Genomic DNA, 12,976 nt, shown 5'->3' on the forward strand with positions numbered 1-12,976 from the left:
TCTATAGTTACAGACCAAGATCGGACAGGTCGCGACCTGTCCCTACGGAATTACATTGCTGATAATTCTCGAAGCTTATAGGTTCAAACTATAGTTTAGCGGTTGCTATGCGAAAGATTACAGTTTTTCTGTGAGGCGCCTTGTAGATTTCCGGTGCTGCAGGCATTTCGAGGTACGAGAAAAGGAAATGTACACCGCGCTGAACAGGAAAACGGGGCCGCTCGGCCCGAGAGCACCAAAGCAAACTATAGAACTATAGGTAAGTAAAGCTCCCAGGATTAGAAGCAACTATAGGAGTAAGGCTTGGCTCGAGTTAGAAGTAAAGTAGACTATAGCATTCAGATTTCTCACGCTATTCGAAATGACAAAAGGGAAACTATTAGAAGAAATAAGATTCCGCACAGCTGCGCTAGCTCTTTTCGACTCACGTCTCATGAATGCTCGAAATGACAAATAGAAACTATAGGACTATAGCCCAGCCGCCTCGGAACAAGTTTAGGATCAGCGACTAGCAGGAGTTTCGCCCGCGGCCAGCTCTACCAATCCTTTAATTTAAGAATCCCGGTTCAGATATCTTAAAAGCATTTAAAACAACCACTATAACCTATACTTTTCCAGTTGCTGCAGCAGGCGTTTTAACGAGAAGGGTTTTGAGATTTAACCTTACCAAATCTCCCATACAATTGCATTTCAGAAACTCATCAGACTTATGATGTTCGGCTAATTCTTTTCTAAGCTGCGCCATCTTTTCGGGAGTAGAAATAGTGTCTTTGCGCATACAGTCGATCAGGTCTTTGAGACGGTAACGGGCAGACTTTAGGCGTCGGAACATAAGCGTACGTTCTTCGTTCTGGTACTGCTTTACAGTTTCGGGTTTCAGTAGCTTCAGTACCAGGTCCACTATTACGTTATTGTCTTTAAAGAACTGCGGCAGGTACATGGATTTTCGGCCTTCGTAAGATTGCTGGTCAAAATCGATAGGGCGCACGCGGTATTGCTCGTCTTCAAAATCCGGTGTGATATCTACCACATAGTTGTAAGAGCGCATATCGCCGAGCAGGCGGATAAAGCAGCGTTCGTTAAATTTCACAAACTCCTTTGCCAGGCGCACCTTGTTGGTTCCGGGCCTGTCTACATAGTCTTTTATAAAAGCGTCGCCAGGTATGCCGGCAATGTGTTCTTCAATCAGGGTATCGGTGTGTACAAAGTAGTTAATGCGACTCGGCGACAGAATGTGTTCCAGCTCCAGGCCATAGATCCGAGAGGCATCCGCGCGCTTAACGTAGAAATAGTCGTAGTTGTCGTTTAGCTGGTTCATGATCTGTACCCGGAACGGGTTGGAGTTACCGAAGGTGCAGTAATCTATCCTGGATACATATAAATGCTCCATCACCGACATATCTCCATCTGTTTTAAGCAAAGCGTAGATCATGGTCAGGCCATGGTTCAGCTCGGCCTGCGACTGCTGTTCGTACATTACCGTTTCCCAGAGCGTGTCCACCCCTTTTTTATCGAAATACGGGAAGGCATCGGAATAATGCAGCAGGTCTTCGTAGTGAACCGGCAGTTTGGAGCTGCGCCCATAGGTATACAGGTACTTGCGCAGGTCTTTGTTTACCGGGAAAAACAGTTTCTTTTTGGAGATAGAATTCAAGGGCGAATGCGTAATTTGTAAAGATGAATGACTAACTGTAGCAGGCAATTATACTTTAGAACAGTACCTATAGTTGTATAACCGATAAGTTAAAGAAACGAAGGCAAAATATAAACTATAGCTTACACAATTGCTGAGAGTTTAGCAGTTGCAGGCAACAAAAAAGGGCCAGAGGCCCTGATTATACTCAACACAAGCGCGGACGCTTGCACCAGACTGTCTCTCCTTAATTCATAATTAATAATTAATCATTCATAATTGTAAGAGCTACGCCTCCAGCAGGTTATTTTTGCCCAGTATCTGTAGCACTTCGTTTTTGTAGAGGCGGCCAATTGGTATTTCGTTTTTGCCAAGGTCTACGGTTGTGGCAGAAAAGGCCTGTACTTTATCTAAAGCGATGATGAAGGAACGATGAATGCGCAGGAACTTGTCGGCTGGCAGTTTTTCTTCCAGGAAACTGATCTTCTGGTACGAGATGATCTCCCTGGTTTCGGTCTTAACGCGGATATAATCCTTCAGGCTCTCGATGTAGAGAATATCAGACAGCATCACCTTCACCATTTTCTTGTCGGCTTTCAGGTAAATAAAGGCTTCCTTATAGTCCGGCTCCGTCGGGTTTATAGTTATAGCTGGCTTGTTCTCCTGTGGTGTTATTTTGGCAATTGCTTTCAGGAAACGGTCGAAAGAGATCGGTTTTAGCAGGTAATCTACAGCGTTCAGTTCGTACCCTTCCACGGCATAGTCGCGGTACGCGGTGGTAAAAATAACCTTTGGCGGGTTGGGCAGCGACTTCAGAAAATCAATACCTGTTAGCTTGGGCATTTGTATATCCAGGAACATCAGATCTACCTGCGTAGTTTGCAGGCAATTGTAAGCTTCCACGGCGTTGTTGCAGCGGCACACCAGTTCCAGGTTATCCAGGCGGCTGATGTAGGTTTCCAGCACATCCAGGGCCAGCGGTTCATCGTCCACTATCAGGCATCTAATCTTCATGGGTTCTATCGCTAAGGTCTAATTCCAGGTGCACAGCATATACATCCGGTTCGTCTTCAATCTCTAAACTGTAGGCATCTTTATAAAGCAGTTCCAGGCGACGCTGCACGTTTTTCAGGCCAATGCCGGATGCCATTTCTTTAGCTGTTCGTTCGGCTTTTTCGCCATGTTTGCAGTTCTCTACGCGCAGGCTCAGCTTGCCATGCTGCACTTTCACATCTATGCGTACCCAGGCGTTTTCGGTCTCGGTACTTACGCCGTGCTTAAAAGCATTTTCTACAAAAGGTAACAGCATCATGGGCGCAATGTTTGTACCAAGTATAGTTCCGGATTCGGTAAAGCTGATATCCACACGGCTGCCATAGCGCATCTTCTCCAGGTCAATGTAGTTATGGATATAGTTTAATTCTTTCTCGAGGGGCACTTTAGCGGCATTGGCGTCATAAAGCATGTAATCCATCAACCCTGACAGCTTTAAAACCATTTCAGGGGCGTTATCAGATTTTTTAAGCGTGAGCGAATACAGGCTGTTAAGTGTATTGAACAGGAAGTGCGGATGTATCTGTCCCTTCAGGAATTTAAGCTCGGCTTCCAGCTTATCCTGCGACAGGGTACGTGCGGATCGCTGATGCTGGTACCAGTTGCGCAGCAGCACCACAGTGGCCGAAATAACGACCAGGTAGTTTATGTTTACAATGTTCTTTATAAAACGGTAAAGCGTCAGGTTATCCAGGGTGCAGGTGGTAGGGCAAAAAACCGGGTGTATCAGGAATGGCAACAGCACGTATTGCATCAGCCCGGCAATGGCGCCGGTCAGCAACAGCAGGTACACACCAAACTCCAGGTAGCGCTTTTTGAGAAGGAACTTAGGCATCAGGTAATACATGTTAAAGTATACCAGCGCCATTTTAAACGGAAGCTCCACCAGCTCCACCATAAAGGCGTTGTAGTAATCATCTATATAACTGCCATACAGCAAGCCGAAGAAAACCACATAAATTACCCAAAACATAAGGTGCAACAGTACCTGGTGTTGCAGTAAACTCCTGAAGTCAGGCAGATTCCAGGTTCCGGTACTTGCTACACTTTCTGTACTCAACTTTACTTCCATTTTACAAAGGTATGCTTTATACTGCACGGCTGTACCTGGCACTCAAAGCTTTTAGACGACCGGCTAAACTATAAATATCAGCAGCAAACTATACCAGCCCAACAGCACCAATAGTAAACAGTAACCTTTAGAATTTACTCGATTGGCAACTATAATATTCTAACTATAACTACACATAAACTGAAAATATAGAACCTGCTAAAGAAAAACAGAAGAAACTATAAAATACTTCCATATACATTAACTATAGACAATGTTCAGCTCTTAGAATGTAAATACATCAGGAATGGATACATATTACTTTTTCCTGTTACTGTGGTTTATCTTTTCATGCAACTCCTCATCACACACATGTATATAACCTTAAAAGTTATTTAATTACAATGTATATATAAATAATTAAAGTTACTTTTAATACATTACCTTCCATTGATGTTCTAATAAAAATTAGTATTTTTAAATATAACAATACTAAAATTATATCAATTAGAACCTCTTGCTTGCTCATTAAAGCCGGGGGTTCTAATTAACTAAATATCATTTCTTATGAAGTATACACACCTTACCCTACTCCTTATTTTTGTTACAGTTCTCAGTGCCTGCGACAAAGACCAGAAAACACTTAACCAACTAGAAGGCACCTGGCAGGTAAAGCAAGTTACACACCTAAAACAGGATACTACCAAGCTACCCAGCACTGGCACTATTACTTTTACAAAATGCGATCTTGACGACGCATCCAAGTCTTGTCCTGGTACTTTTACCTTTAATGACCAACCAAGCAAAAACTTTGTGTACAATATCATGGATTCGGGCAAAACCATCTCATTTACCTCCGAAGGACTTCATGAAGGCTTTACCTACATGCTTTATGGTCCTTTTGTGGTAGTTAGTAAAAGCGAAGATAGGCTTGAGTTGGAAGGTGAGGGTTCCCTTTCTGTTTTCAACGGTTCTACACCTACTCCTAAAGTAGTAGACGTTAGTCTTGTGCTGGAACGGAAATAGTTAACATGAAGAAGTTTTCTTATGTGCTGTTTCTGTTGTTTTTTATAAGTACCAGTTATACAGTACGGGCACAAGTAACACTGAGCGGCTTTGTACAGGATGCCAGTTCCGGCGAGCGGTTAGCCGGCGCAATAGTAAATACTGGAAATATTGGCACAACAACTAACACCTATGGCTTTTATAGTTTGCAGGTACCTCAGGGCACCGTGCAGTTGCAGGTGCGCTATTTAGGTTACGCTCCCCTTCATCTTTCGCTAAAACATGTTTCTGCAGATTCCACTCTTACCTTAAAGCTGCAGCCACTTGCCCGGCAACTACAGGAGGTAACCGTTACCGCTGAAAAAGTAACAGATCTGCAACAGGCTAATCGCCTTTCAATGCGCAGTTCTGAGTTAAAACAGCTACCTCGCCTGATGGGAGAGGCAGACCTGATCAAGGCCCTACAACTAATGCCAGGCGTACAGGCAGGTCGTGAGGGCTCATCAGACTTTATTGTGCGGGGCGGCAGTCCTGACCAGAATCTAATATTGCTGGATGGCGTGCCTGTATACAATGTGGCGCACCTTTTGGGAATGTTCTCTGTATTTAATCCTGATGCCATCAAGTCAGTAGATGCTATAAAGGGGGGCTTTCCGGCGCCTTATGGCGGCAGACTGTCGTCGGTAGTGGATGTACAGCTAAAAGAGGGCAACAACCAGCAATTTTCAGGAGAGGGCGCCGTAGGTTTAATCTCTTCTAAGCTGATGCTGGAGGGCCCGATCGGGAATGAGAAAACGTCGTTTCTGGTGGCGGCACGGCGCACATACCTCGATGTACTGGCAGCCGCCGCTGCAGCTATGAGCGACGAAACCATAAGCAACTATAACTTCTATGATCTCAATGCCAAAATAAACCATACATTCTCCCCCTCTAGCCGGTTATACCTGAGCATATATGGTGGGCAGGACGCTTATACTGATGAGCAGGAGTTTAGTATTTCGGCGGCAAAAGAAGTACAAAAATACAAAATGCGTTGGGGCAACTTCACTGGCGCCCTCCGATGGAACCATGTATTTGGCCCAAAGCTTTTCAGTAACACCACACTTACCTACAGCCAGTATCATTTCGCGCAACAGTCGGAGGTAGAAAGCCTGCAACTGAACCGCTCCGTTAACTATGACTCTGGAATCAAAGACTGGGGAGGCCGCATGGATTTTGATTACCTGCCCCACGACAGGCACCGGGTGCGGTTTGGCGGCAGCTACATATTCCATACATTCAGACCAGAAGCCACAACGCTCCAGACAGATAGCCTCACGTTCAGAACCAACTCATTTGAAACTATAAGGGCACACGAATTTTATACTTATGCCGATGACCGCATCCAGCTAGGCGAGCGCCTGCAGGCTAGCCTGGGCATACACTTCTCAGGATTTGCAGTAAACGGGGAGCTTTATACTTCGTTGCAGCCTCGCCTTGCACTCGGCTATACCTCACAAAAAGGCGTAAGTGTGCGCGCTTCTTACGCCACCATGGCACAGTACCTCCACCTGCTCAGTAACACCTCCTCCGGCACACCAACCGACATCTGGGTACCCGCCACAGACAAGGTGAAACCTCAACGTTCCTGGCAGGCTACGCTGGGCGGTGCTACTGTAATGGGGCAACAATGGGAGCTAACATCTGACTTATACTATAAAGAAATGAAGGATGTGGCCGAGTTTAAAGACGGCGCTGATTTTATAAGTGAGTTCTTCCGAAGCGGTCCCGAAACAAACTTCGCCAATTTTGTAGCGCCGCCCTACCAAACGCGTATTGTAAGCGGCAAAGGTTGGAGTTATGGTTCAGAGTGGATGCTGCGTAAGCGGCAGGGCCGCACCACCGGTTGGCTTGGGTATACCCTGGCTTGGTCGTGGCGACAACTGGACAGCATCAATTTCAACCAGAAGTACCCTTATACTTACGACAGCCGCCATAGCATTTCGGTAGTTGCCAACCATCAGCTTACCGATAAGCTGAGCATAGGTAGCAGCTGGGTATACCGCACCGGCTACGTTACCACATTACCGCTTGCAAGCTATAAAGCTTATAATGAGCCTATTTACCAACCAGGCACCAGCCACCCTTACATAAAGACAGTTGATTATCTTGGGGAGCGCAACAACTACCGAATGCCCTCTTACCACAGGCTGGACTTAAGCATGACGCACACTAAAAAGAAAAAATGGGGCGAGCGCAGTTGGAACATATCGGTTTATAATGCTTACAACCGTAAAAACCCATACTTCATGCACCTCAGCCAGCCTAGTGCCAGTTCTAATGGGAACTCCTCACGTCGACTCTACCAGGTATCACTCTTCCCCGTGCTGCCTTCGGTTAGCTACGGTTTTAAATTTTAAGGCAAAGTTCAGATGAAGAAGTTAATTTGTAATAAACTACTGTTATGCCTGCTGGTTTTGCTTAGCAGCTGCGAAACTGTTGTGGAGTTGGAGCTACCGGCCCAGGAGCCGGCACTAGTAGCTAACGCTGTCATTAATCCTGATAGTCTTTTTATAGTAGATGTAAGTAGTAGCCAGAGCGCTTTAGCAGTCGGGTCGCACCTTCCTGTAACCAATGCAATTGTACAAGTCTACCAGGCCAGCCAACACTTATACACGTTAGAGCACAAAGGAAGTGGTATCTATAGTATCAGTCAATTGCCACAGGCGCTACAGCACTACCAACTAAAAGTAGAGGCACCAGGCTTTCCGACTGCGACGGCAGCAACATACATTCCCGCCACACCAGCTATCAGCAAGCTTAAGGCCACACCTGTGGCTGGCACCGAATGGGACGGTCCTTCCGTCAGTGCTTCTTTCATGCTGTCTGATACACCCGATCAGGAGAACTATTACTACATCCAAGCCTACACACCTGACACAAACTACTCGGATGGGCAACACTACAATAGATCGGTAAGGGTTAAAATGACAGTTCCCTTTGAAGATGAGTTTACGATGGAAGACCGTTACTTTTTTAGCGACAAACTCTTTGAGGGAAAAGCGGTAACACTCCGCCTGAACCTAGAAAACTCACCTGAAAACACAACTTTCGTCCGTATCGCGCACATTACCCGCGATTATTACGAATATGTACGCACCCTCGACAGGCAATCTTACAGAGATAACTTTGCCACTCTACCCGAACCAGTAACTAATAACATTCAAGGTGGGATGGGGCTTTTTGGTGGCTACAATGCAGTGACTCTTGCCGTAAAACCTTAATTATTTTTCTCTTAATGAAAGCTTTATCCTGTTATTACAAAAGCAATTTATTTGTTCTTAACACATTAACTACTCCGAATTACAGTACCCATGAAACTGGCAAACTTAGTACTTGCCCTTTTTATAGTTGCTTTTGCTACAAATTCCTTATCTGCCCCAAAAAGCCAGTCGTTGGCGGACAGCGGTTACGATGAAGGCGTTACTTTTTAAAGCCAGAACCAACTACCCGAAGCAGTAGCAAAGTTTGAGGAAGCACTAACTATAAACCCGAAGCATAAAAACTCGCTGTTTAACCTTGGGGTTATACTCTATGAAAACGGGAACAAAGAGAAGAGCCTTGAGTACCTGCAAACCTGTGTTAAACTTGGCGACCGCGATGCAGCCGGCATGCTGCGGGATAAACTGAATGTGCAAATTGCTTATGCTGATACCATGCATTTTGAGGATATAGAAGTTGCCCCTAAAATTATGATCAAAGGCGTAGCAGAAGACCCTTTTATACCTGGCGATATGAACCCTGCCCTGAGACAGGAAATAATTAAAGGCATGAAAGGTTCAAAACTGATAAAGAAGGATGCTGGAAAAGGCAGACTTTATGTATTGAAGTTATTTGTCAGCAAGGATGGTTAATTGATGCAGAAGTTCTGAATCATGATAGCAAAATGGTACAGCGAGAAATATCACGCATATTAAAAGGTATTCCTGATATTGTTGCCCCCAAACATGCTGGTAAGAACGTTACCATGATAGGCTTTACTATACCATTAAGAGTAACTAACCTTAATTAGGTTCGCCTATCTTAGGTAAAGCTTTACTCAACTATAAGCAGATCGTTTTTTTACAGCTATTAATTATAGTTTTATTCGTTATGGTATTTTTCGCCGCGCAGAATTGTAAAACCGCGGTATAGTTGCTCTGTAAAGAACAGGCGTATCATCTGGTGCGTGAAGGTCATTTTAGAGAGCGCCATTTTATCGTTGGCCCGACTATACACAGCCTCCGAAAACCCGAAAGCTCCGCCAATCACAAATATCAGGGTGGTGGTTACGGTGTTCAGTTTCTTCTGCAAAAAGGGCGCAAACTCCCCGGACGTAAACATCTTCCCTTTTTCGTCCAGCAGAATCAAAAAATCCCCTTCCTGTACTTTCTGAAGTATCAGCTTGCCTTCTTCTTCTTTCAGCTTATCAGCACTATACTTGCCGCCCTGCTTTATATCAGGTATAACTATAAACTCGAAGGGGTGGTAATGCTTCAGCCTTTTCAGGTACTTATCAATCCCCTCTTCCAGAAACTTTTCGTCGGTTTTGCCTATCGCTATCAGTTTTATTTTCATGCGTGATGCCGGTTTCTGCGAAGGTCGGGGGATTGGCGGGATTTTACAAAGATTGAGTTACTTGCAAGTATGAACAAACCCTTATATTTGATAAGTAATTATTCCGTTTAGCCACCGTATTCCAGGTGTATAGACGAATGTTATGTTGTTTGTACAATAGTTCTCGGGAATTGTAAATATGAAAAGCTTAATTTTATATGGTGTAGAAGAATTAAAGAGTATAAGTAAAGCTGATAATTTAATTAGACTTGGACTCTTGATTGTAGCAGTAGTTGTTGGAACTAATAAATATGGCTCTCTTGCTACAGCGGAAACTGTATTTGTCTTCTACTCTTCCATTTCATTGTTTGCAATTGCTTTTTCTGGAGGTAAAATATTTACCCAAAAGAATTTAAGAAAGACTAATTCTATTGAGCAAGGCAGGTTATTTTATCATCTGATTTCGATAATGATTGTTATTTCTGGATTGCTATACTTCCAGAGCCGAACTGTCTATATTTTCATAGCTGCATTCACAATTATCTTTTGCTTTGTGGCAGGTGTAAGTATGCTTTCAATAAAATTAAAAAAATAGAATAACCTCCGAGAACACAGCACATGAGCAAAGCTCGGCAACGCCTCACTCACCTCATGTACGAGGCCGTTATATCAAATTTAGTACCCACGTAACTCCAACTTTATAAAAAGACACAATAAACAATGCCAGATCAGAAAGAATTGCTGCCAGATCAAGAGGAAGAACTACTCAGCCTGTTAAAAGCCCGGTTTGAGAAGTACATGAATCGCCATAAAGGTATTGAATGGAAAAATGTATTTGCAAGGCTACAGTCAAACCCTGACAAACTATGGTCGCTGAATGAAATGGAAAGAACCGGCGGCGAACCCGATGTGGTTGGGCAAGATGACAAGACCGGCGAATACATTTTTTATGATTGTGCAGCCGAAAGCCCTGCAGGACGCCGTAGTGTTTGTTACGACCGCGAAGCCCTGGAATCGAGGAAAGAGCATAAACCTCAGAATAACGCGATGGATATGGCAGCTGACATGGGTATTGAGATGCTTACAGAGGCCCAGTACCGGGAACTACAGCAGCTTGGCAATTTCGATACAAAAACATCGAGCTGGATAGCTACACCTGCTCCCATCAGGAAACTTGGTGGAGCCCTTTTCTGTGATCGCCGCTACAATACTGTTTTCGTGTATCACAACGGTGTACAATCGTACTACGCTGCGCGGGGGTTCCGTGGTTCGTTACGTGTATAAATCTGATTCAGAAAAATGGATTTGCCTGGAGAGTTTGTTGGCGGTTAACCTCCAACCTCATCCTCTAAACTTTATCCTATACTTTTAAAACTTCAACTATAGTTACCATGGAAATTCAACAACTTGCTCCGAGACAGGATATGGAGCAGAACAAAAAGCTAACTAAAAACTTTACTCAATTTGAGAACCTGCTAACTGAGCTAAGAGCCAGAAAGCTTCCTGATGAAATAACACAATACATCAATAACGAAATAACCCTTATCAATTCTACTTCAGGTTCAGAAAAAGCATTGGGGAAACAGGTAAGCAAGAGCCAGTCCGGGATTTTAAAGCTTATTGAGAAGGAGCTTAAGCTTGTAACCAAAAACCACTACCGTAATATGTGGCTGGCGCTGGGCATGGGCACATTTGGTTTACCACTTGGGGTGGCATTCGGAACCAGTTTAGGGAACATGGCTTTTCTGGGAATAGGCCTGCCTATAGGTATGGCAATTGGCGCAGCCGTAGGAACTTCACTGGATAATAAAGCCATCAAAAACGGCACTCAGCTCGATCTGGAAATTTCTCACTAAAGTAACCAGCTATAGTTTGATACGATCTTTTTGATGGCTAGAAGGACAGATCGCCGCTCCCTACAACAACTCCTTACTAGGGTCCCAGAACAGTTTATCAAAATTAACTACCTGGTCATTTTCTACCTTCACGCCTTCCTGCTCCAGCCGCTCCTGCATGGCATTGCCGGCTTCAAAGTGTTGCTTACCGGTTAACATGCCTGCACGGTTTACGACCCGGTGCGCGGGTATCCTGGTAAATGGCTGCGAGGCAATTAAGGCCCAGCCAACCATGCGTGCCGATCCTTTGGCACCCAGATAACTGGCAATAGCGCCGTAACTGGTTACCCGGCCTTCCGGAATCAGTTTTACCACTTCATAAACATTTTCAAAAAAATTCTCCTTCTTATTGCTCATTATTCTTTTACCCGCTACTGATGTTTAACCGATAAATTTACTGTTCAGCTATCTAATTTATATTTATGTAGATAAATCTGCAATCTGTTTCTGTTTCAGTATTTAAGGTTTTAACTTTAAATTTCAAACTACTGTGTTGCCGGCAATTATGGCAGTTTTTTGGGCATCCGGATTAAACCTTTAGCAGGACTGATTGTCAAAGTGACGGCTAACCGGCCCTGTGCCTGCTCCTGCCCTACCGGCAAAGAATGCACTTATACGATTTCATTCAAAACTAAACTATACTTCACAAATCTAACCACCTCTGTAAGAGGAAATTAAATTCACCTATGAAGATTAAGTACATCGTTTACACCTTGCTTATACTTGGGTTTGGTTCCCTGGTAGCGTATCGTATTATGCAAAACAAAAGCGAAGGAGGCGGCCCCAAAGGCCCGGGCGGACCAAGAGGCGGCATGCCGGCAATGCGGGTAAGCGGCGTAGTGGTGCAGCCGCAGCATTTTTCCAACACGCTTTCAGTAACAGGCTCTATCGAGGCCAACGAGCAGATCCAGATTCGTCCGCAGGTTTCGGGTGTAGTACAGTCTATCTCGTTTAACGAAGGTAGCAAGGTTACCAAAGGCCAGGTACTGGTTAAAGTAGATGACTCAGAACTGCGCGCACAACTGGCACAGGTACAGACCCGCCAGAACCTGGCAGCAGAAAACGAACGTCGTGCTGAACTGCTACTAAAGAAAGAAGCCATTAGCCGCGAAGAGTATGATATAGCCCGCGCAGACCTGAAATCGGCACAGGCCCAGAGCCAGCTGATACAGGCACAACTTGCCAAAACAACTATAAGAGCCCCTTTTTCAGGCCATATTGGTCTGCGAAATATCTCTGAAGGAAGCTTTATATCCCCAGAAACAGTAATTGCCAACCTGGTTAACACCGACCCATTGAAAATCACGTTCTCGGTTCCGGAGAAATATGCAGGCCAGGTACAGGTAAATACTACCCTTAATTTTACAGTAGCCGGATCAGGCAAAAAATATAATGCTACCGTTTATGCTATAGAACCCGGTATTGAGGCAAGTAGCCGCACATTGCAGTTACGTGCCCGCGCTTCTAACGGAGACGGCTCCCTGATGCCAGGCTCCTTTGCCAATATCGAGTTGCCGCTAACCGTAGTAGAAGATGCGTTGCTGGTGCCTACAGAAGCCGTTATACCAGTGCAGAATGGCAAAAAAGTGTTTGTAGCTAAGGATGGCAAAGCCAAGGAAACTATGATTGAAACTGCCACACGTACCGAAAAAGATGTACTGGTAACTTCCGGCCTGCAACCCGGCGACACAGTACTGACCACCGGGATAATGACGTTAAAAGAGGGAAGCCCTGTTAAAGTAGCTGTTGGTAAGAAATAAAAGC

Annotated in this window: 13 protein-coding genes and 1 pseudogene; 9 read left to right on the top strand and 5 right to left on the bottom strand. The window is 44.7% G+C overall.

All coding sequences use genetic code 11. The features are described 5' to 3' along the window. Positions 1–604: 604 nt before the first annotated feature. From GSQ66_RS10085 to GSQ66_RS10095, 3 genes are all read right to left on the bottom strand, one after another. Complete coding sequence (locus GSQ66_RS10085) at positions 605–1,654, bottom strand: hypothetical protein (protein WP_162427354.1); 1,050 nt, start codon at positions 1,652–1,654, stop codon at positions 605–607. A 267-nt stretch (positions 1,655–1,921) separates the two neighbouring features. Next, positions 1,922–2,647 (bottom strand): LytR/AlgR family response regulator transcription factor, encoded by a 726-nt coding sequence (locus tag GSQ66_RS10090; RefSeq protein ID WP_162427355.1) that lies wholly within the window; start codon positions 2,645–2,647, stop codon positions 1,922–1,924. Continuing rightward, the gene (locus GSQ66_RS10095) at positions 2,637–3,758 is read right to left on the bottom strand and encodes a sensor histidine kinase (RefSeq protein ID WP_162427356.1); all 1,122 of its coding nucleotides are present in this window, start codon (positions 3,756–3,758) and stop codon (positions 2,637–2,639) included. The genes GSQ66_RS10090 and GSQ66_RS10095 overlap by 11 nt, the downstream gene beginning before the upstream one ends. 546 nt (positions 3,759–4,304) lie before the next feature. Between GSQ66_RS10095 and GSQ66_RS10100 the strand changes: the two genes are divergently transcribed. The 5 genes and pseudogenes from GSQ66_RS10100 (at position 4,305) to GSQ66_RS18955 (ending at position 8,635) form a co-directional block, all read left to right on the top strand. Further along, positions 4,305–4,763 carry a hypothetical protein gene (locus GSQ66_RS10100; protein WP_162427357.1) on the top strand — a complete coding sequence of 153 codons (459 nt, stop codon included), beginning with the start codon at positions 4,305–4,307 and terminating at the stop codon, positions 4,761–4,763. A gap of 5 nt (positions 4,764–4,768) precedes the next feature. Continuing rightward, positions 4,769–7,141, top strand: a complete 2,373-nt coding sequence (locus tag GSQ66_RS10105) for a TonB-dependent receptor (RefSeq protein ID WP_162427358.1) — start codon at positions 4,769–4,771, stop codon at positions 7,139–7,141. Positions 7,142–7,153: 12 nt separating this feature from the next. After that, positions 7,154–8,005, top strand: coding sequence for a DUF4249 domain-containing protein (locus GSQ66_RS10110; protein WP_162427359.1), 852 nt, complete (start codon positions 7,154–7,156; stop codon positions 8,003–8,005). Between the two features lie 261 nt (positions 8,006–8,266). Further along, a pseudogene (locus GSQ66_RS19240) lies at positions 8,267–8,332 on the top strand (hypothetical protein); the annotation flags it as partial. Between the two features lie 60 nt (positions 8,333–8,392). Then, positions 8,393–8,635, top strand: a complete 243-nt coding sequence (locus GSQ66_RS18955; protein ID WP_238395639.1) for a hypothetical protein — start codon at positions 8,393–8,395, stop codon at positions 8,633–8,635. Between the two features lie 229 nt (positions 8,636–8,864). Here GSQ66_RS18955 and rlmH read toward each other — a convergent pair whose 3' ends face one another. Beyond that, positions 8,865–9,338: a 23S rRNA (pseudouridine(1915)-N(3))-methyltransferase RlmH gene (gene rlmH / locus GSQ66_RS10120; protein ID WP_162427360.1), complete on the bottom strand. Its 474-nt coding sequence runs from the start codon at positions 9,336–9,338 to the stop codon at positions 8,865–8,867. A gap of 178 nt (positions 9,339–9,516) precedes the next feature. Here rlmH and GSQ66_RS10125 point away from each other — a divergent pair, with 178 nt between their 5' ends. The 3 genes from GSQ66_RS10125 (at position 9,517) to GSQ66_RS10135 (ending at position 11,173) form a co-directional block, all read left to right on the top strand. Continuing rightward, positions 9,517–9,912, top strand: coding sequence for a hypothetical protein (locus tag GSQ66_RS10125; protein ID WP_162427361.1), 396 nt, complete (start codon positions 9,517–9,519; stop codon positions 9,910–9,912). A 125-nt stretch (positions 9,913–10,037) separates the two neighbouring features. Further along, positions 10,038–10,601, top strand: a complete 564-nt coding sequence (locus tag GSQ66_RS10130; RefSeq protein ID WP_162427362.1) for a DUF4256 domain-containing protein — start codon at positions 10,038–10,040, stop codon at positions 10,599–10,601. Positions 10,602–10,708: 107 nt separating this feature from the next. Next, positions 10,709–11,173, top strand: a complete 465-nt coding sequence (locus GSQ66_RS10135; protein ID WP_162427363.1) for a hypothetical protein — start codon at positions 10,709–10,711, stop codon at positions 11,171–11,173. A 60-nt stretch (positions 11,174–11,233) separates the two neighbouring features. Here GSQ66_RS10135 and GSQ66_RS10140 read toward each other — a convergent pair whose 3' ends face one another. Next, on the bottom strand, positions 11,234–11,569 hold the full coding sequence (locus GSQ66_RS10140) for an MGMT family protein (RefSeq protein ID WP_162427364.1): 336 nt from the start codon (positions 11,567–11,569) through the stop codon (positions 11,234–11,236). A gap of 329 nt (positions 11,570–11,898) precedes the next feature. Between GSQ66_RS10140 and GSQ66_RS10145 the strand changes: the two genes are divergently transcribed. Further along, positions 11,899–12,972, top strand: coding sequence for an efflux RND transporter periplasmic adaptor subunit (locus GSQ66_RS10145; RefSeq protein WP_162427365.1), 1,074 nt, complete (start codon positions 11,899–11,901; stop codon positions 12,970–12,972). Positions 12,973–12,976: the final 4 nt, after the last annotated feature.

Origin of the sequence: Pontibacter pudoricolor (assembly GCF_010092985.1) — a bacterium.
Taxonomy (GTDB): Bacteria; Bacteroidota; Bacteroidia; order Cytophagales; family Hymenobacteraceae; genus Pontibacter; species Pontibacter pudoricolor.

Bases quoted from the DNA above. Each gene is read 5' to 3' on its own strand.
- GSQ66_RS10140 (WP_162427364.1), bottom strand. From the start codon at position 11,569: ATGAGCAATAAGAAGGAGAATTTTTTTGAAAATGTTTATGAAGTGGTA.
- GSQ66_RS10095 (WP_162427356.1), bottom strand. From the start codon at position 3,758: ATGGAAGTAAAGTTGAGTACAGAAAGTGTAGCAAGTACCGGAACCTGG.
- GSQ66_RS10125 (WP_162427361.1), top strand. From the start codon at position 9,517: ATGAAAAGCTTAATTTTATATGGTGTAGAAGAATTAAAGAGTATAAGT.
- GSQ66_RS10135 (WP_162427363.1), top strand. From the start codon at position 10,709: ATGGAAATTCAACAACTTGCTCCGAGACAGGATATGGAGCAGAACAAA.
- GSQ66_RS10145 (WP_162427365.1), top strand. From the start codon at position 11,899: ATGAAGATTAAGTACATCGTTTACACCTTGCTTATACTTGGGTTTGGT.
- GSQ66_RS10110 (WP_162427359.1), top strand. From the start codon at position 7,154: ATGAAGAAGTTAATTTGTAATAAACTACTGTTATGCCTGCTGGTTTTG.
- GSQ66_RS10130 (WP_162427362.1), top strand. From the start codon at position 10,038: ATGCCAGATCAGAAAGAATTGCTGCCAGATCAAGAGGAAGAACTACTC.
- rlmH (WP_162427360.1), bottom strand. From the start codon at position 9,338: ATGAAAATAAAACTGATAGCGATAGGCAAAACCGACGAAAAGTTTCTG.
- GSQ66_RS10105 (WP_162427358.1), top strand. From the start codon at position 4,769: ATGAAGAAGTTTTCTTATGTGCTGTTTCTGTTGTTTTTTATAAGTACC.
- GSQ66_RS10090 (WP_162427355.1), bottom strand. From the start codon at position 2,647: ATGAAGATTAGATGCCTGATAGTGGACGATGAACCGCTGGCCCTGGAT.
- GSQ66_RS10100 (WP_162427357.1), top strand. From the start codon at position 4,305: ATGAAGTATACACACCTTACCCTACTCCTTATTTTTGTTACAGTTCTC.
- GSQ66_RS18955 (WP_238395639.1), top strand. From the start codon at position 8,393: ATGCTGCGGGATAAACTGAATGTGCAAATTGCTTATGCTGATACCATG.